Source organism: Streptomyces sp. NPDC127108 (assembly GCF_042677545.1).
Lineage (GTDB): Bacteria > Actinomycetota > Actinomycetes > Streptomycetales > Streptomycetaceae > Streptomyces.
The window spans coordinates 274,641-292,083 of the sequence record NZ_JBHXTE010000004.1 but is presented as its reverse complement, the minus strand read 5'-3'; the positions used below and the strand labels follow the sequence as shown (position 1 = coordinate 292,083).

The following is a 17,443-nucleotide window of genomic DNA, read 5'->3' as shown; positions in this document are numbered from 1 at the left end:
TTGTTTTTTGTGCTTTGCCGGGGGGGGGTTCTTACTCGGGTGGGGGGGGGCGCGGGGCGCCGCGGCCCCCGCCGCCCCCCCACACCCCCACGGCTCCCACGCCGCACGGGCCGTCGGACGAGCCACAACTCCCGCGCCGCGCAAGCGAACTGAGTGCGGGTCAGGAGAAGACGGCGAGGCTCTTCGCCTTGCCCTTCGACTCCTCCGCGAGCACCAGGAAGCGTCCCTCGGGCCCGAAGACGGCGACGGGCCCCGCGCCTGTGTACTCGTCCGGCATGTCGATCCGCACGCCGTTGGCGAGCAGCCGCGCCCGCTTCTCGTCGACGTCCCAGCGGGGGAACGCCGCGGTGGCCGCGTCGGCGACCGGCATCACCGTCAGCTCCTCCTGGAGCTGGTCGAGGGTCTTCGCCGAGTCCAGCTTGTACGGCCCGACACGGGTGCGGCGCAGCGCCGTGAGGTGGCCGCCGACACCGAGGTCGGCGCCGAGGTCACGGGCGAGGGCGCGGATGTACGTACCGGAGGAGCAGACGACGGACACGACCAGGTCGAGGACTGGCGTGCCGTCCTCGGCGACCGCGTCCCGGATGTCGTACACCTGGAAGGAGGAGACCGTGACCGGCCGGGCCGGGATCTCGAAGTCCTCGCCCTGGCGGGCGCGCGCGTACGACCGCTTGCCGTCGATCTTGATGGCGCTGACCTTCGACGGGACCTGCATGATGGCGCCGGACAGCTTGGCGATGCCCGCGTCGACGGCGTCGCGCTTGACGCCGGAGGCATCCGCGGACGAGGTGATCTCGCCCTCCGCGTCGTCCGTGACGGTGGCCTGGCCGAGGCGGATCGTGCCGAGGTACTCCTTCTCGGTGAGCGCCAGGTGGCCGAGGAGCTTCGTGGCCCGCTCGACGCCGAGCACGAGGACGCCCGTCGCCATCGGGTCGAGGGTGCCCGCGTGCCCGACGCGGCGGGTCTTCGCGATGCCCCGCATCTTGGCGACCACGTCGTGCGAAGTGAAGCCGGACGGCTTGTCGACGATGACAAGTCCGTCCGGCGTGGTGCTGCGCTTGGTCATTACGAGGCGTCGCCGTCCTTGTCGGCCGCGGCACCGCCGGTGCCGGTGCTCTCGTCCGCCTCTTCGCCGTCCTCGTCCGCCTTGCGGTACGGGTCCGCGCCGCCCGCGAACTCGGCGCCCGCGGAGACTTCCCGCACCTTGGCGTCCGAGGCCCGGGCCCGGTCGAGCAGGTCCTCGATGGCCCTGGCGTTGTCCGGGAGGGCGTCCGCCACGAAGGTCAGGGTCGGCGTGAACTTCACGCCCGCGGCCTGGCCGACCGCCGACCGGAGCACGCCCTTGGCGCTCTCCAGGCCCGCGGCCGCGGCCGCGCGCTCCTCGTCGTCCCCGTAGACCGTGTAGAAGACGGTCGCCTCCCGCAGGTCACCCGTGACCCGGGTGTCCGTGATGGTGACATGCGTGCCGAGCCGCGGGTCCTTGATCCCGCGCTGCAGCTTCTGGGCCACCACCTCTCGGATGAGGTCCGCCAGCCTCTTCGCCCGCGCGTTGTCGGCCACTGCTCCGTCTCCTTCTGTGCTGTGCTCGTCGCTGGTCGTTCAGGTCGTTCAAGCGTCGTCGTCACCGTGGAAGCGCCGCCGTACGGACAGCAGCTCCACTTCGGGCCGGGCGGCGACGAGCCGCTCGCACCGGTCCAGTACGTCCGTGATGTGCCCCGCGTCCCCCGAGACCAGCGCCAGGCCGATCTCGCTCCTGCGGTGCAGGTCCTGGTGGCCGACCTCCGCCGCGCTCACCGCGTACTTCCGTTGGAGTTCCGCCACGATCGGGCGGACGAGGGAGCGCTTCTCCTTCAGCGAATGTACGTCGCCGAGGAGCAGGTCGAAGGACAGAGTCCCCACATACATGTGTGTCCCGGATAACCCGCCGGTGCGGGATCGCGCCCTGCGCACGGTTGGCAGGGTCACCAGAACCGTACAACGCGGGGCCGGGTCGGCTCGACGGATATTCGCCCCCGCCGCCCCTACCCGTCCCGTACCCGGGGCTCCGCCCCGGACCCCGCTCCTCAATCGCCGGAGGGGCTGGATTTTCCAGCCCGTCCGGCGTTTGAGGACGAGGCGCGGAGCGCCGAAAGCGGGGGAAAGGGGGCGCAGCCCCCATAAGAAGCGGGGGCTGCCCAGGGGAACACCCCGGGCAACCCCCGTCCGCAAACGCTAAGCCCGCGGCTTCTCGCGCATCTCGTACGTCGCGATGACGTCGTCCACCTTGATGTCGTTGAAGTTGCCGAGGTTGATACCGCCCTCGAACCCTTCGCGGATCTCGGTGACGTCGTCCTTGAAGCGACGCAGGCCCTCGATGTTGAGGCTCTCGGCGATGACCTTGCCATCGCGCAGGAGCCGGGCCTTGGTGTTCCGCTTGACCTCGCCGGAGCGGATGAGAACACCCGCGATGTTGCCCAGCTTGGACGAGCGGAAGACCTCGCGGATCTCCGCCGTGCCGAGCTCGACCTCTTCGTACTCCGGCTTGAGCATGCCCTTGAGGGCCGCCTCGATCTCCTCGATGGCCTGGTAGATCACCGAGTAGTAGCGGACGTCGACGCCCTCGCGCTCCGCCATCTGCGCGGCACGTCCTGCCGCGCGGACGTTGAAGCCGATGACGATGGCGTCGGAGCCCATGGCCAGGTCGATGTCCGACTCGGTGACCGCACCCACGCCGCGGTGCAGCACGCGGATGTCGACCTCCTCGCCGACGTCCAGCTGGAGCAGGGAGGACTCCAGGGCCTCGACGGAACCAGAAGCGTCACCCTTGATGATGAGGTTGAGCTGCTGGATCTCGCCGGCCTTGAGCACCTTGTCCAGGTCCTCGAGCGAGACACGGCGGACGCGCTTGGCGAACGCGGCGTTGCGCTCACGGGCGGCGCGCTTCTCGGCGATCTGACGGGCCGTACGGTCCTCGTCGACGACCAGGAAGTTGTCGCCCGCGCCCGGGACGTTGGTGAGACCCAGGACGAGGACCGGGGTCGACGGACCCGCCTCTTCCACGGTCTCGCCCTTGTCGTCGAGCATCGCGCGGACTCGGCCGTACGCGTCACCGGCGACCATCGTGTCACCGACGCGCAGCGTGCCGCGCTGGACCAGGACGGTCGCGACGGCGCCGCGGCCCTTGTCCAGGTGCGCCTCGATCGCGATGCCCTGCGCGTCCTGCTCCGGGTTGGCCCGCAGGTCGAGCGAGGCGTCGGCGGTGAGGACGACGGCCTCGAGCAGGGAGTCGATGTTGAGGCCCTGCTTGGCGGAGATGTCGACGAACATCGTGTCGCCGCCGTACTCCTCGGCCACCAGACCGAACTCGGTCAGCTGACCGCGCACCTTGGTCGGGTCCGCGCCCTCGACGTCGATCTTGTTGACCGCGACCACGATCGGCACGTCGGCCGCCTTGGCGTGGTTCAGCGCCTCGATCGTCTGGGGCATCACACCGTCGTTGGCCGCCACCACGAGGATCGCGATGTCGGTCGACTTGGCACCACGGGCACGCATGGCGGTGAACGCCTCGTGACCCGGGGTGTCGATGAAGGTGATCGCGCGGTCCTCGCCGTTGACCTCGGTGGCGACCTGGTACGCACCGATGTGCTGCGTGATGCCGCCCGCTTCACCCGCGATGACGTTCGTCTTGCGGATGGCGTCGAGCAGTCGGGTCTTGCCGTGGTCGACGTGACCCATGACGGTCACGACCGGCGGGCGGGACATGAGCGCCTCTTCGCCGCCCTCGTCCTCGCCGAACTCGATGGAGAACGACTCGAGCAGCTCGCGGTCCTCCTCCTCGGGGCTGACGATCTGAACGGTGTAGTTCATCTCGTCGCCGAGGAGCTGCAGCGTCTCGTCGGAGACGGACTGCGTGGCCGTGACCATCTCGCCGAGGTTCATCATCACCGCGACGAGCGACGCCGGGTTGGCGTTGATCTTCTCGGCGAAGTCGGTGAGGGAGGCACCACGCGACAGGCGAACGGTCTCGCCGTTGCCGCGCGGCAGCATCACGCCGCCGACCGACGGGGCCTGCATGGCCTCGTACTCCTGGCGCCTCTGCCGCTTCGACTTGCGACCGCGACGCGCGGGACCGCCGGGACGGCCGAAGGCGCCCTGCGTGCCACCGCGGCCACCCGGACCACCGGGACGGCCACCGAAGCCGGGACGACCGCCGAAGCCGCCGCCACCACCGGGACGACCGGCACCGCCGCCGCCACCGGGACCACCCGGACGACCGGCGAAGCCACCGCCGCCACCGCCCGGACCACCGGGACGACCGGCGAAGCCGGGACGGCCACCGCCGCCGCCACCGGGACGACCGCCGCCACCGGGGCCACGGCCACCGCCGGGGCCACCACCGGGACGCGGGCCCGCGGCGGGACGCTGCGGCATCATGCCCGGGTTCGGACGGTTACCGCCGGGGCCGCCGCCCGGACGCGGCGCCTGCGGGCGCGGCATTCCGGCCGGGGACGGACGAGCGCCGCCCTGACCCTGCGGACGGGGACCACCCTGGCCGCCGCCCTGGCCCTGGCCCTGCGGGCGCGGGCCGCCGGGGGCACCCTGGCCACCGGGGCGCGGGGCGCCGCCCGGACGGGGCGCCTGCGGGCGCGCCATGCCGGTGGAGCCACCAGAGGTGAAGGGGTTGTTGCCCGGGCGCGGACCGGCCGGACGGCCGCCCGGACGCGGGGCGCCACCCTGGCCGCCGGGGCGCGGGGCACCCTGACGGTCGCCGCGGTCGCCGCCGCGCTGGCCCTGACCCTGGCCCTGACCGGGGGCCGGACGGCCTCCGGGCTTGGGGGCACCGGGGCGGGCGCCGGGACGCGGGCCCGCCGGGGCCGAGGCCCCGGAGGACGCAGCCGGAGCCTGAGCCGCCGGGGCGGCCGGGGGCGCGGTGAACTCGGGCGCGGCCGGAGCCGGGGACGCCGGAGCGGGCTTCGGCGTCGCGGGCTTGGGCGCGACGGGGCCCGGGCGGGGGCCCGGAGCGGGCGCCGCGGCGGGCTTGTCGGCAGCGGCCGGCTTGGGCGCCGGCGGCTTGGGCGCGGCCGGCTTGGCGGCCTGCGCGGGAGAGGGTGCCGACGGGGTCGCCGGCTTGGGGGCCGCCGCCTTGCGGGGCGCCCCGGGCTTGGCGGCGGACTTGCCGTTGCCGCCGCCCTGCTGCAATGCGTCAGTCAGTTTGCGTACTACGGGCGCCTCGATCGTCGAGGACGCCGAACGTACGAATTCACCGAGTTCCTGGAGCTTGGCCATGACGACCTTGCTCTCCACGCCGAACTCCTTGGCGAGTTCGTATACCCGGACCTTAGCCACTTCGCTCCTTTTAGGTCCGGGTTACGCCGGACCGTCGCTACTTCATGGGCGTACTCATCGCGTGCTCATCGAGTGCTCATCGCAATCTCGACCTACTTCCAACTCGCGGGGTACCAGGGCCGCATGGGGTTCCGTGCGGCACTTCCTACGGTGTTGCCTGCTGGGCAACGGTCTCGGCTGTCTCGACATTCCGGCGCAGTTCCGCGGTGTCGAGCGGTCCCTGGGCCCGAAGGGCCCGCGGAAACGCCCGGCGGCGGAGCGCCAGCTCGAAACAGACCAGGGCGGGGTGTACATACGCACCCCGGCCGGGCAGCGTACCGCTTGGATCGGGGACGCAAGAGCCCTCGATCGCCACGGTGCGCAGCAGCTCACTCTTGGCCGCTCGCTCCCGGCACCCCACACAGGTGCGCTCAGGGCATGCTCGGGCTTGCGTCCGGCCAGACACGCTTAAGTCTACCTCCCCGCACCGACCTCACCCCTTTGGGGCAAAAATCGAACGGATGTTGTCTTGATCAGTTCAGGAGAGCCCGGGAACCGGGGGTGATCAGCCCTCTGAGTCCCGCGCCGCGTTCTCCGGCAGCTCGGTGTCCGGCCGGATGTCGATGCGCCAGCCGGTGAGGCGGGCGGCGAGGCGGGCGTTCTGGCCCTCCTTGCCGATCGCCAGCGAGAGCTGGTAGTCCGGCACGGTCACACGGGCGGAGCGGCCGGCCAGGTCGACGATCTCGACCTTGCTGACGCGGGCCGGGGACAGCGCGTGGGCCACCATGTCGCCCGGGTCGTCCGACCAGTCCACGATGTCGATCTTCTCGCCGTTCAGCTCGGCCATGACGTTGCGCACCCGGCTGCCCATGGGGCCGATGCAGGCGCCCTTGGCGTTCAGGCCCGAGCGGGTCGAGCGGACCGCGATCTTGGTGCGGTGACCGGCCTCGCGCGCGATGGCGGCGATCTCCACGGACCCGTCGGCGATCTCCGGGACCTCGAGCGCGAACAGCTTCTTGACCAGGTTCGGGTGGGTGCGCGAGAGCGTCACGGACGGGCCGCGCACGCCCTTGGCCACCCGCACCACATAGCTGCGCAGGCGCATGCCGTGCGGGTACTCCTCGCCCGGCACCTGCTCCTGCACGGGCAGGATGGCCTCCAGCTTGCCGATGTCGACCAGCACGTTCTTCGGGTCGCGGCCCTGCTGGACGACGCCGGTCACGATGTCGCCCTCGCGGCCCGCGTACTCGCCGAGGGTCGCGTCGTCCTCCGCGTCGCGCAGCCGCTGCAGGATGACCTGCTTGGCGGTGGTGGCTGCGATACGGCCGAAATCGGACGGGGTGTCGTCGAACTCGCGGGGCTCCTGGCCCTCCTCGAGGTCTTCGGCGTCCTCCTTCGCCCAGACCGTCACGTGACCGCTCTCGCGGTCGAGCTTCACGCGCGCGTGGCGGCGGCTTCCCTCGGTGCGGTGGTAGGCGATGAGGAGGGCCGACTCGATCGCCTCGACCAGCAGGTCGAAGGAGATCTCCTTCTCCCGCACCAGACCTCGCAGGGCACTCATGTCGATGTCCACGGCTACGCCTCCTCCTCTTCCTTCATGTTCTTCTCGTCGTCGTTGTCGCCGCCACCGGCGGCACTGCCGGCACCGACGGCGTCGTCTGCGGTCTTGCGGTTGAACTCCACCTCGACACGCGCCTTGGCGATCTCCGCGAAGGCGAGCCTGCGGGCGGTGGGCTTGCGGCCCTTGACTCCGGGCACTTCGAGGTCCACGCCCTCGTCGTCGACCTTCAGGATCCGCGCGGTCAGCTCGCCGCCCTCGGTGAGCTGGAGCTTCGCGAGGCGTCCGATGGCGCGTACGTAGTGGCGCTGTTCCTTCAGCGGGCGCTCGGCGCCCGGGGAGCCGACCTCGAGCGTGTACTCGCCGTCGCCCATCGCGTCCGACTCGTCGAGCTTCGCGGAGAACTCGCGGCTCAGCTCGGCGATGCGGTCCAGATCCACGCCGTCGTCGGAGTCGACGACGACTCGCAGCACCCGCTTGCGTCCGACCGAGGCCACTTCGATCTCTTCGAGATCCAGTTCCTTCGAGCTGACGAGCGGTTCCAGCAGTTCTCGCAGCCTCTCGCTCTGGGTGGTGCTCATCCGGGTGACTCCTCGGCCGCGTGTGCTGTTGTGGGATCGTCGCGTGTCAGGTCAAAGGGTATCCGGTCGCGGAGGGTGTTGCCGTCCACCGCCGGGGCTCCGCAAGCCCGGTTCGAGCCGATCGCGCGTACGACGACAGGGCGCAGGTACGGTGATCACCGGGCCCGCGAGCCCTCCCCTGCCGCCACCCGAGGGCTCCGCCCTCCCACGCACCCCCTCGCACCTCCCCCTGCTCCGCCCGTATCACCTCACCCCGCCCTCCGTGCCCTAGCGGCCAACCTTTCCGAGGACGTCTGCCGTGCCGTCGTATCTCACCCCTTCGTGGACCCGCCCGGGCCCGCGCCGAAGGAGCCTGCTGACCGGGGCCGCCGCCGCGGCCGGCACCACGCTGCTCGCCGGGTGCTCCGGCTCCGGCGACTCCCCCGGCGACGGACGCCCGTCCGCCGACGACCGGCTGCGCGCGCGTGCCGCGCGGGACAGCGCCGGGCTGCTGCGGCAGTACGACGCCGTGCTCGCCGCGCACGCTCCCCTGGCGGGGCGGCTGCGGCCGCTGCGGGCGGAGGTGGCGCGGCACGAGAAGGCGTTCGACGCCGACTCTGAGCCCGCGCCGTCCAAGTCCCCCGAGTCCCCCAAGTCCCCGGCCTCCGCCCCCGTCCCGGTCCCCGAGGGCGAGCGGGACGCCCTGCGGTTCCTGGCCTCGGCGGAGCGGGACCTGGCCCGGCGGCGCGGCAAGCAACTCCTGGACGCGCCCGCCGAACTGGCCCGGCTGCTCGCGTCCGTCGCGGCGGCGGGCGCCGCGCACGCGTACCTGCTGACGGAGGACGACAAGTGAGCCGAGAGATCCGCGCGGACGCAGACGGCGACGCAGACAGCAGAGACGGCGAAGCGGACGGGAAACCCGAGCTGAAGGCCCTGCAGGCGGCACTGCGGGCCGAGCACGCGGCCGTGTACGGCTACGGCGTCGTGGGCGGCCGGATCGGCGACGAGCGGCGGGCGGAGGCGCGCACGGCGTACGACGCGCATCGCGCACGCCGGGACGAGCTCCGGCGGACGGTACGCGGCCTCGGCGGCGAGCCCGAGCCCTCCGCGGCGGCGTACGCCCTGCCGTTCCCGGTGCCCGACTCGGCGGCGGCCGTGCGCCTCGCGGCCGAGCTGGAGGAGCGGGTCGCCGCGGTCTACTCCGATCTGGTGCGCGCCGCCGAGGGCGCCCGGCGCGGCGCCGCGGCCGAGTCCCTGCGGGAGGCGGCGGTGCGGGCGGCGCGCTGGCGCGGCGGGAGCGTAGCCTTCCCTGGGCTCGCGGAGCGGTCCCGGGCGTCGGCAGACGGCACCGGGTCCGCGTCACCGGGGGCGTGAGGGCGCTCGGGGCCGGGGGTGAGTGCGCTGTTGGGGTGAGCGGGCCTCGGGCATGGGCTCGCCTCGGGCGTGAACCCGCCTCGGGTACGACCGCTGCCGTCGGCCCGCGCGCCGTCGGCGTGAGGGTGCTGTCGGCCTGATCGCGTCACCACGCACGCCTGGCCTCGTGCAGTCGGAATACGAACGCCTTCGGGCGACCGGGAAGGGAACACCTCGCGCATGGCTTTCGAACCGCCGCCGCGCCTCGTCCGTGCGCTCGGCGAGGCGACGCGCGACGCCGCCACCGACGACTGGCTGCGCCGGCTGCCCGAACTCGCCGAGGAGGCCGTCGCGCGGCACGGGCTGGCCGTGGAGCGGGTGCAGGTGCCCGGTGGGCGCAGCAGCCTCGTCGTACTCGTCCGGACGTCCGCGGGTACGCCCGCCGTGCTCAAGCTGGTGCCGCCACGGTCGCGGCCCGACAGCGAGCGGGCCGCGCTCGCTCACTGGGGCGGGATGGGGGCCGCGCGGCTCCTGGACTCCGACCCCGCGGGTGGGGCGCTGCTCGTCGAACGGTTGCAGCGGGACGTGTCCGTGCGGTCCTTGCCCGAGGCCAAGTCCATGCTGGAGGCGGCCGGGACGTTGCGGCGGCTGTGGGTGGCGCCGCCCGCCGGGCACCGGTTCGAGACCGTCGCCGAGCGGACGGGGCGGCAGGCCGAGGCGATGGCCGCGTGCCCCGATCCGGACGCTCGGCCGCTCGTGGCCGCCGCTCTCGCCGCGCGCGACGAACTGCTCGGCTCCGTGCCCTCGGAGGGGGGTGCGCTGCTGCTGCACGGGACCTTCCGGCAGAGCAAGGTGCTTGCTGCCGAGCGGGTGCCGTGGCTGGCCGTGGGGCCCGATCCGGTCGTCGGGGAGGCCGCGTTCGACCTGGCTCGGCTCGTGCGGGACCGGGTGGAGGATCTGATCGCCTCGCCGTCGGGGGCGGCGGTCACGCGGCGGCGCGTGAAGCGGTTGGCCGAGTCGTTGGACGTGGATCCCGGGCGGCTGCGGGGGTGGACGCTGTTCCGGGCCGTCGAGTCCGGTGTCCGGGCCCTGCGAGTGGGCCGGGACCAGGACGCGGAACTACTCCTCGAGTTCGCGGGCTGGGTCTAGCCCTGCCGGGGGCTCCCCAACCCCACCCCTCCCCGAACCCGGGGGCTGCGCCCCCGGACCCCCGCTGATCGGCGCTCCGCGCCTCGTCCTCAATCGCCGGACGGGCTGAAACTACTCCGCCAAGGCTGGCTGAAGGCGCACCGGGGCGGGCTGAAGGTGCCGGGCTGTTGCTCAGCCGGTTCCAGGTTGGGCGGGTGGGTGGGAGAGAGCCCGTCCGGCGTTTGAGGACGAGCGCGGAGCGCGATCGGGGGTGTGGAGGGGGGAGCCCCCGGTGTCGGGCGCCCCCCGTCCGGCTTACGCCGTGAGGCGAGTGATCGCGTCGGCCACCGACAGCTCCTCCCGCTCCCCCGTCCGGCGGTCCTTCAGCTCGACGACGCCGTCGGCGGACCTGCGTCCTGCGACCAGGATCGTGGGGACGCCGATGAGCTCGGCGTCGGTGAACTTGACGCCGGGCGAGACGCCGGCGCGGTCGTCGACGAGGACACGTACGCCCGCGGCGCCCAGCCGCTCGGCGACGTCGAGGGCCAGCTCGGTCTGGACGGCCTTGCCGGCGGCGACGATGTGGACGTCGGCGGGGGCGACCTCCTTGGACCAGCACAGGCCCTGCTCGTCGGCGGTCTGCTCGACGAGGGCGGCGACGGCGCGGGAGACGCCGATGCCGTAGGAGCCCATGGTGACGCGGACGGGCTTGCCGTTCTGGCCGAGGACGTCGAGCTGGAAGGTGTCGGCGTACTTGCGGCCGAGCTGGAAGATGTGGCCGATCTCGATCGCCCGGTCCAGCTTCAGTCCGGCGCCACAGGCGGGGCACGGGTCCCCGGCCTCGACCACGACGACGTCGAGGTAGTCGTCGACCTCGAAGTCACGGCCGCAGACGACGTTGCGGGCGTGAGTGTCGGCCTTGTTGGCGCCGGTGATCCAGGAGGTGCCGGGCGCGACGCGCGGGTCGGCGATGTAGCGGACCTTCTCCAGGCCCTGGGGGCCGACGTAGCCGCGGACGAGGTCGTCGCGGCCCTCGAAGTCCTCGGCGGTGACGAGCTCGACCTCGGCGGGCGCGAGGTGCTCGCCGAGCTTGCCGAGGTCGACCTCGCGGTCGCCGGGCACGCCGACGGCGACGATCTCGCCGTCGACCTTGACGAGGAGGTTCTTGAGGGTGGCGGAGGCCGGGACGCCCAGGTGCTGGGCGAGGGTCTCGATGGTCGGGGTGTCGGGCGTGTCCAGGTCCTCGACCGCGGGGTGGCCGTCCACGGAGACCGGCTTGAGGGCGAAGGTCACGGCCTCGGTGTTGGCCGCGTAGTCGCACTCGGGGCAGTCCACGAACGTGTCCTCGCCGGCGGGCGCGGGCGCCAGGAACTCCTCGGACGCCGAGCCGCCCATGGCGCCGGACACGGCGGACACGATGCGGTAGTCCAGGCCGAGGCGCTCGAAGATGCGCTGGTAGGCGGCGCGGTGCAGGGCGTACGCCTCGGCGAGGCCCTCGTCGGAGGCGTCGAAGGAGTAGGAGTCCTTCATCTGGAACTCGCGGCCGCGCAGGACGCCCGCGCGCGGACGGGCCTCGTCGCGGTACTTCGTCTGGATCTGGTAGAGGATCACCGGCAGGTCCTTGTAGGACGAGCACTGGTCCTTGACGACCTGGGTGAAGATCTCCTCGTGGGTGGGGCCGAGGAGGTACTCGGAGCCCTTGCGGTCCTTGAGGCGGAACAGCAGGTCGCCGTACTCCTCGTAGCGCCCGCTGGCCTCGTAGGGCTCCTTGGGCAGCAGGGCGGGGAGCAGGACCTCCTGGCCGCCGATGGCGTCCATCTCCTCGCGGACGACGCGGGCGACGTTCTCGTAGACCTTCTTGCCGAGCGGCAGCCAGGTCCAGATGCCGGCGGCGGTACGGCGTACGTATCCGGCGCGCACGAGCAGCTTGTGGTTGAGCGTCTCCGCGTCCGCCGGGTCGTCGCGCAGTGTCTTGACCATCAAACGGGACATGCGCTGGACCTGGGCCATGGTGATCTCCTGCTACGAAAGGGTGATGGGCGCAGGTTAGCCGGGGCACCAGGGCACGTGGAAATCCGATTCAGCCGCCGGGCCGCATCAGGGGCAGCGGCGCGCCCATCACCGCGTACGGCTTGGGGGCGCTCGGGAAGAGCACGTTGCGGGCCAGGTCGGTGTAGCCGAGGGAGCGGTACAGGGCGCGGGCGGGGCTCTCGGTGTCGATGGCGGAGAGGATGGAGCGGGGTTCGGCCGCGGTGTCGGTGATGGTGGTGATGAGGGCGCGGCCGAGGCCGCGGTTCTGGTAGCCGGGGCGTACGTGCAGCTCGGTGATCACGAAGGAGTCGTCGAGCCAGCCCTCAAGGCCCCAGCCGCGCAGATAGGGCTCGACGACGGTGGACCACCAGTGCGCGCGGTCGTTGGGCATGCCGTAGACGAAGCCGACGAGCCGTCCGTCGCGGGTGGTGGCGCCGAGCGCCCGCGCGCCGGGGTGGGTGAGGTGCCGCAGGACGATCTGGCGGCGTACCGCGATCTCGTCGTCGCTGAGCCCGAAGGCGAGGGCCTGTACGCGCAGCGCGTCGTCCACGCGTGCGGCCAGGTCGACGGGCCCGATCACGACGTCGTCAGTCATGCCGGAACCCTACTTCGCCGGATGTCGACACCGGGCGGCACCGAAGTCCGGCCACGGCCGGAAATGGCCCTGTCAGGGGCGCCCCTCACGGGGCTCTCAGAACAACACGCTCATGAAAGCCCCGACCTCCCGAAAACCGACCCGGCGATACGTGGCCCGCGCCGCCGTGTTGAAGTCGTTGACGTAGAGGCTGACGACGGGCGCCACGTCGGCGAGGGCGTAGCGCATGACGGCGGCCATGCCGGGGGCCGCGTACCCCTGCCCCCGGTACTCGGGGGCCACCCACACGCCCTGCACCTGACAGGCCAGGTCCGTCGCCGCGCCGATCTCGGCCTTGAAGACGACGCGGCCGTCGGCGTCGATGCGGGCGAAGGACCGCCCTGATCCGACGAGTTCGGCGACCCGGGCCTGGTAGAGCAGGCCGCCGTCGCCGGCCAGCGGGGAGATGCCGACCTCCTCGGTGAACATCGCCACGCACGCCGGCATGATCGTCTCCATCTCGTCCTTGCGGACGCGACGGACGTACGGATCGGGTGCGATGTCGTCGGGGAGCCGGTCGGTGACCATCAGCGGCTGCTGGGAGCGGACCTCGCGGGCGGGCCCCCAGGAGGGTTCGAGCAGGCGCCACAGGAGGGCGGTGGGCTCGGCGGGGCCGACGATGGAGGAGCAGCGACGTCCGGCCCTGCGGGCGCGGTCGGCGAAGCCGCGGACGGCGCGCGGGGTCGCGCAGATCGGGACGAGGTTGGCGCCCGCGTAGCAGAGGGACTCCAGCATGCCGTCCTCGTACCAGCCCCACATCTCGCCGCCGAGGCGCCACGGGTCGAGGCCAGCGACGCGCACCCTGGCCGTGACGAAGGCGTTCGCGACCGGCTCGCGGTCGAGCACGGCGAGCGCGGCGTCCAGGTCACTCGGATCGAGGACCCTGGTGGTGGTCTGGGTCAACACGTGCGGGGGCCTCACCATACGGTCTGCTGATCTCCGCACTGTACCTGGCGAGGTTCCGCGACGCCGCCCGGTCGCCGCCCGGCCCCCGCGCGGCGGCCGGGCGGACGACCTGCGCGATCAGCGGCGCCGCACGTGGCCGTGGCCGACCTGGATCTCGTCGATCTTGAGCTGGCGGTGGAAGTTGGGGGCGGTGGCCGCGGCCCAGGTGGTGGTGACGTCGAGCTTGAGCAGGCGGGTCCGGACGTCGTCGCCGAGGTCGATGAAGCGGATGCCGCGGGCGCTCTCCAGGACGCCCGTCTTGATCTGCTTCCACCGCCTGCCGTCGTCGCTGACGGACACGGTGTAGTCCTTGATGCGGGCGGAGTCCTCCGGCCTGCCGAAGGTCGAGCGGTTGTGGGTGGGTGACCACTCGCGCTGGTTGATGCCGAGGAACGCGGCCTTCTTCCGCTTCCCGAGGTCGAGCGTGACGGAGACGGGCAGGGTGCCCTTGTTGTCCGAGTACGTACTGAAGTCGCCGTCGGTCAGGGCGGGGGCGTCGGCCTTGACGGAGCCGGTCGGGTAGACGCCTTCGCGGCCGCGTTCGGTCTCGACCTCGAAGACGGTGTCGTACGGGTCCCAGTCCTTGATCGACCGGATGGTGAGGCTGCCGTCGCTCTGGCCGAACGGTAGCTTCGCGCCGGTGCGCAGGTCGGTGACGCGCTTGACGCGGTGGCCGTTGTCGCGGAGGCGGATCCGGTCGCCGGTGGTGGGGCGGGTGGTGACGTGGACGTACTGCGTCGTGGGCTCGGCGCGGCTGAGGGTGACGTAGCCGTACGCGCCGTCGTTCCACGCGCCGGGCTGCATGCCGCCGTAGCGGTAGCCGCCGCCCTCGACGCCGCGCAGGGACTCCCGGATGGGCGGCAGATAGTCCTTCATGAAGTCGGTGAACTTCTGCTGCTGGGGCGGGAATCTGCCGTCGATCATGGCCTGGAGGTCCATGAGGGACTTGATGGACGTGCCCGAATTGGCCACGTAGCGGCCGACGTTGAGGCCGGTGTCGACCGGGCGGTCCTGGCCGTCGTACCACCAGGCGCCGGTGCTCGGCACCTTGTAGCAGGACTCGGTCAGGCGCGGCATGGGCGTCCAGATCGCCGAGGGCTGGTCGTAGGCCGGGGTCATGCCGGTCTTCTGCTCGTGGGACACCATGTCCATGGCCGGGGTGTCCTCGTTGTTGTTGCTCAGCGTCATGTCGGGGCGCCGCTCGCGGATCTGCTCGTAGAGCTTGTGCTGCTCCCAGTACTCGTTGTCGTTGTCGATCCAGAAGCCCGACAGCTTCGGGTAGTCGTCCATGACCTCGAAGAAGTTGTCGTAACTGAACTCGCCGAAGCCGGGCCGCGTGGTGAGGTCGACGTCGCGGCCCTTGTGGGCGGAGTACGCGGCCGAGTCGAGGGTCTCGACGCCCTGCTCGTCGTGCCACTTGGGGTCGTCGGTCATGTAGAGGATCGTCTTGACGCCCTTGGCCTCGCCCGCCTTGATCAGTTCGCCGAGGAAGTCGCGCCGGGTGGCGCAGGTGCCGGGGATCTCGGAGGGCCAGGGGCGGGCGTAGCCGAGGCGGGAGTGGAAGGTGGCGAGGACGATGTAGCTCGCGTCGAGCTTCTTGGCCTCGTCGACCCAGTAGTCGGGCGTCCAGCCGCCGTCGGTGACGGCCTTCTCCCAGGCCCGGCAGTCGTAGTGCTTGGGGCTGGTGAACATGCCCCAGTGCAGGAAGAGTCCGGCGGTGGCGTCGCGGAGCATCGACTGCCGGGGCGGGTCGGGGGCGGGCCGTTGCGCCTGGGCCGTGGACGGGCCGGTGCTCGTGGCGAGGAGGAGCCCGGCGAGCAGGGCGAGGACGGCGGACCACAGGGGCAGGGATCTCGTGCGGATGCGGGTGCGGGGCTTCGTGGCGGGTGTCATGGGTGGTGGACCTCGGTTCCGTTGACGAAGACCTTGCGGAGCGTGAGCTCGGGGGCGCCTTCGATGACGTTGGGCCGCTCGATGTCCGTGAAGTCGCAGTGGGCGATGTGCACGGGGCCGAAGGGGTGGGCGTCGAGCCCTTCGAGGTTGAGGGCGTGCCGGGCGCCGTCGTGCCGCATGTTCTCGACGCTCACGTTGCGGATGACGGCCTTGTGGGGGCCGCTCTGGCCGGCGTACCTGGTGGTGAGGTAGACGCAGTCACGGTCGATCCGGCGGCCTGTGAAGTTCCGTACGTGGACGCCGTCGATGGCGCCGCCGCGCTTGGTGTTCGTCTTGAGGAAGACGGGGTGGCGGGGGTTGAAGCGGCCGGGGAAGTCCGTGGGATTGACACGGCAGTTCTCGGCGAAGATGTCGTACGCGCCGCCGGACATCTCGCTGCCGACGGCGATGCCGCCCCAGCGTCCGGAGAACACGCAGTCACGGACGACGATGTTGCGGCTGGGCACGCCGACGCGGTGGCCGTCCTCGTCCCGCCCCGACTTCACGGCGACGGAGTCGTCCTCCGTGTGGAACCGGCAGCCGGTGATGAGCACGTCGGTGCAGCACTCGGGGTCGACGCCGTCGCTGTTGTTGATGCGGCCGATGACGTCGACGTCCTTGATGAGGACGTTGACGCAGAGGACCGGGTGCAGGGTCCACATGGCGGGTTCGAGGACGGTGACGTCCTGGATGAGGACGTTGCGGCAGCGGTAGAACTGCACCATGTTCGGGCGCAGATGGTGCCCCGGACCGAAGATCCGCCGCGCGACGGGCACCCCCTCCTCCCCCATGCGCCGCAGCTCGGCCTGGTCGGCGGGCTGCCCGCCGCCGGGGTCGCGCCAGCTCTTCCAGGGCCCGTCCATGCCCTGGCCGTCCAGCGTTCCGTGGCCCGTGACGGCGATGTCGTGCTCGCCGTGGGCGTAGACGAACGACGAGTAGTTCCAGCACTCGGTGCCCTCCCAGCGCGTGTGGACCATCGGGAGGTAGTCGGCCGGGTCCGTGGAGAACAGGACGGTGCCGTCGACGCGCAGGTTCACACGGCTGCGCAGCCGGATCGCGCCGGTCAGGAAACGCCCGCCCTCGGGTACGACGACCCGGCCGCCCCCGGCCTCGTGGCAGGCGGCGACGGCCCGCCGGAAGGCGGCGGTGTTCTTCGTGACGCCGTCACCCACGGCACCGAAGTCACGTACGTCGAAACGCTGTTGGGGAATGCGGGGCGGCTTGATGCGGGCGAGGATCGCGGGGACGCGGGACCAGGGGTCGGCGGCGCCCGCCGCGTACGCGGGCAGCAGCGGGGTCGCCCCGCGAGGGCGCCCGCGGTGAGAGCCGTACGACGGGTGGGACGTGCACGCACGGGACATCACGCTCCAGGGACGGGGAGGTCGAGTGCGACGGCTTTGCGGGGCTCGGGGCGCGCCCCGAGCCCCTCTGTCATCGGATGAATCACCATGGAGCCGGACGCGCAATAAACAAAAGTGCCGCGAGAGAACGCTTCTTCAGGCCGTGCTCCCGAACAAGGTCCTGCCATACATCGGAGCTGTCAAGACGGTGCGCCGGTGGAACCGCGAACGTGCAGCTCAACGGGGAGTCCTTCGAACGCGACTTCCTCCTGGCCACCCCGACCTCACCGGTCCCGCCGTTCACCCCGCCGTCCATCAGCCGGACGAGCGCGGTGGCGGCCACCCGGCCGCGCCGCCGCTAAGCGGCGCCTCCCCACCCGCCCACCCGTACAGGTGGGGCCCGGGGGAGCCGCCGGGGCGCTGGTAGTGGGTCGGGACGGGGGGCTGTAGAGCCCGGAGGAACGTCGCGGGTGGGCGGGAAGCCATGCAGCCCAGGGGAACGGCGCAGGTGGTCGGGGGCTACGGAGCCCGGGGAACGCCACAGGTGGGCGGGAGCTACGCAGCCCGGGGAACGCCACAGGTGGGCGGGAGCTACGCAGCCCGGGGAACGCCACAGGTGGGCGGGAGCTACGCAGCCCGGGGAACGCCACAGGTGGGC

Annotated in this window: 16 protein-coding genes; 4 read left to right on the top strand and 12 right to left on the bottom strand. The window is 72.0% G+C overall.

Translation table 11 applies throughout. The features are described from left to right. Positions 1 to 160: 160 nt before the first annotated feature. The 7 genes from truB to rimP form a co-directional block, all read right to left on the bottom strand. Positions 161 to 1,066 (bottom strand): tRNA pseudouridine(55) synthase TruB, encoded by a 906-nt coding sequence (gene truB, locus ACFVHO_RS05900; RefSeq protein WP_030362051.1) that lies wholly within the window; start codon positions 1,064 to 1,066, stop codon positions 161 to 163. After that, entirely contained in the window at positions 1,066 to 1,560 is a 495-nt protein-coding gene (rbfA, locus tag ACFVHO_RS05895) for a 30S ribosome-binding factor RbfA (RefSeq protein WP_385710609.1), read from the bottom strand. The genes truB and rbfA overlap by 1 nt, the downstream gene beginning before the upstream one ends. Before the next feature lie 48 nt (positions 1,561 to 1,608). After that, positions 1,609 to 1,905 (bottom strand): DUF503 domain-containing protein, encoded by a 297-nt coding sequence (locus ACFVHO_RS05890; protein ID WP_385710607.1) that lies wholly within the window; start codon positions 1,903 to 1,905, stop codon positions 1,609 to 1,611. Positions 1,906 to 2,211: 306 nt separating this feature from the next. Next, positions 2,212 to 5,325: a translation initiation factor IF-2 gene (infB, locus tag ACFVHO_RS05885; RefSeq protein ID WP_385710605.1), complete on the bottom strand. Its 3,114-nt coding sequence runs from the start codon at positions 5,323 to 5,325 to the stop codon at positions 2,212 to 2,214. A 145-nt stretch (positions 5,326 to 5,470) separates the two neighbouring features. Further along, the gene (locus tag ACFVHO_RS05880) at positions 5,471 to 5,770 is read right to left on the bottom strand and encodes a YlxR family protein (protein ID WP_385710603.1); all 300 of its coding nucleotides are present in this window, start codon (positions 5,768 to 5,770) and stop codon (positions 5,471 to 5,473) included. Positions 5,771 to 5,869: 99 nt separating this feature from the next. Continuing rightward, entirely contained in the window at positions 5,870 to 6,877 is a 1,008-nt protein-coding gene (nusA, locus tag ACFVHO_RS05875) for a transcription termination factor NusA (RefSeq protein ID WP_385710601.1), read from the bottom strand. Between the two features lie 2 nt (positions 6,878 to 6,879). Then, positions 6,880 to 7,443, bottom strand: a complete 564-nt coding sequence (rimP, locus tag ACFVHO_RS05870; protein ID WP_385710599.1) for a ribosome maturation factor RimP — start codon at positions 7,441 to 7,443, stop codon at positions 6,880 to 6,882. A 298-nt stretch (positions 7,444 to 7,741) separates the two neighbouring features. Here rimP and ACFVHO_RS05865 point away from each other — a divergent pair, with 298 nt between their 5' ends. The 3 genes from ACFVHO_RS05865 to ACFVHO_RS05855 all read left to right on the top strand — a co-directional run bounded on the left by ACFVHO_RS05865 (position 7,742) and on the right by ACFVHO_RS05855 (position 9,924). After that, positions 7,742 to 8,275 carry a hypothetical protein gene (locus tag ACFVHO_RS05865; protein ID WP_385710597.1) on the top strand — a complete coding sequence of 178 codons (534 nt, stop codon included), beginning with the start codon at positions 7,742 to 7,744 and terminating at the stop codon, positions 8,273 to 8,275. A gap of 8 nt (positions 8,276 to 8,283) precedes the next feature. Then, a complete protein-coding gene (locus ACFVHO_RS05860) occupies positions 8,284 to 8,796 on the top strand; it encodes a ferritin-like domain-containing protein (protein WP_385710640.1) in 513 nt (170 codons plus the stop codon). A gap of 219 nt (positions 8,797 to 9,015) precedes the next feature. After that, entirely contained in the window at positions 9,016 to 9,924 is a 909-nt protein-coding gene (locus tag ACFVHO_RS05855) for an aminoglycoside phosphotransferase family protein (RefSeq protein ID WP_385710595.1), read from the top strand. Positions 9,925 to 10,218: 294 nt separating this feature from the next. On the opposite strand, the gene ACFVHO_RS05850 is transcribed toward ACFVHO_RS05855, so the two are convergent. The 5 genes from ACFVHO_RS05850 to ACFVHO_RS05830 all read right to left on the bottom strand — a co-directional run bounded on the left by ACFVHO_RS05850 (position 10,219) and on the right by ACFVHO_RS05830 (position 16,806). Further along, on the bottom strand, positions 10,219 to 11,913 hold the full coding sequence (locus ACFVHO_RS05850; protein WP_385710593.1) for a proline--tRNA ligase: 1,695 nt from the start codon (positions 11,911 to 11,913) through the stop codon (positions 10,219 to 10,221). A gap of 70 nt (positions 11,914 to 11,983) precedes the next feature. Further along, positions 11,984 to 12,529, bottom strand: coding sequence for a GNAT family N-acetyltransferase (locus ACFVHO_RS05845; RefSeq protein WP_385710591.1), 546 nt, complete (start codon positions 12,527 to 12,529; stop codon positions 11,984 to 11,986). Between the two features lie 96 nt (positions 12,530 to 12,625). After that, the gene (locus ACFVHO_RS05840) at positions 12,626 to 13,474 is read right to left on the bottom strand and encodes a GNAT family N-acetyltransferase (protein WP_385710589.1); all 849 of its coding nucleotides are present in this window, start codon (positions 13,472 to 13,474) and stop codon (positions 12,626 to 12,628) included. 117 nt (positions 13,475 to 13,591) lie between these two features. Beyond that, positions 13,592 to 15,406: an alpha-L-fucosidase gene (locus ACFVHO_RS05835; RefSeq protein WP_385710587.1), complete on the bottom strand. Its 1,815-nt coding sequence runs from the start codon at positions 15,404 to 15,406 to the stop codon at positions 13,592 to 13,594. Beyond that, complete coding sequence (locus tag ACFVHO_RS05830) at positions 15,403 to 16,806, bottom strand: glycoside hydrolase family 28 protein (RefSeq protein ID WP_385710585.1); 1,404 nt, start codon at positions 16,804 to 16,806, stop codon at positions 15,403 to 15,405. Before ACFVHO_RS05830 ends, ACFVHO_RS05835 begins: the two co-directional genes overlap by 4 nt. Before the next feature lie 209 nt (positions 16,807 to 17,015). Here ACFVHO_RS05830 and ACFVHO_RS05825 point away from each other — a divergent pair, with 209 nt between their 5' ends. After that, a complete protein-coding gene (locus ACFVHO_RS05825; protein ID WP_385710583.1) occupies positions 17,016 to 17,147 on the top strand; it encodes a hypothetical protein in 132 nt (43 codons plus the stop codon). Positions 17,148 to 17,443 lie beyond the last annotated feature (296 nt).

Coding starts and splice junctions, on each gene's coding strand:
- ACFVHO_RS05855 (WP_385710595.1), top strand. CDS start 9,016: ATGGCTTTCGAACCGCCGCCGCGCCTCGTCCGTGCGCTCGGCGAGGCG.
- ACFVHO_RS05850 (WP_385710593.1), bottom strand. CDS start 11,913: ATGGCCCAGGTCCAGCGCATGTCCCGTTTGATGGTCAAGACACTGCGC.
- ACFVHO_RS05845 (WP_385710591.1), bottom strand. CDS start 12,529: ATGACTGACGACGTCGTGATCGGGCCCGTCGACCTGGCCGCACGCGTG.
- rimP (WP_385710599.1), bottom strand. CDS start 7,443: ATGAGCACCACCCAGAGCGAGAGGCTGCGAGAACTGCTGGAACCGCTC.
- ACFVHO_RS05835 (WP_385710587.1), bottom strand. CDS start 15,406: ATGACACCCGCCACGAAGCCCCGCACCCGCATCCGCACGAGATCCCTG.
- ACFVHO_RS05830 (WP_385710585.1), bottom strand. CDS start 16,806: ATGTCCCGTGCGTGCACGTCCCACCCGTCGTACGGCTCTCACCGCGGG.
- ACFVHO_RS05890 (WP_385710607.1), bottom strand. CDS start 1,905: ATGTATGTGGGGACTCTGTCCTTCGACCTGCTCCTCGGCGACGTACAT.
- truB (WP_030362051.1), bottom strand. CDS start 1,066: ATGACCAAGCGCAGCACCACGCCGGACGGACTTGTCATCGTCGACAAG.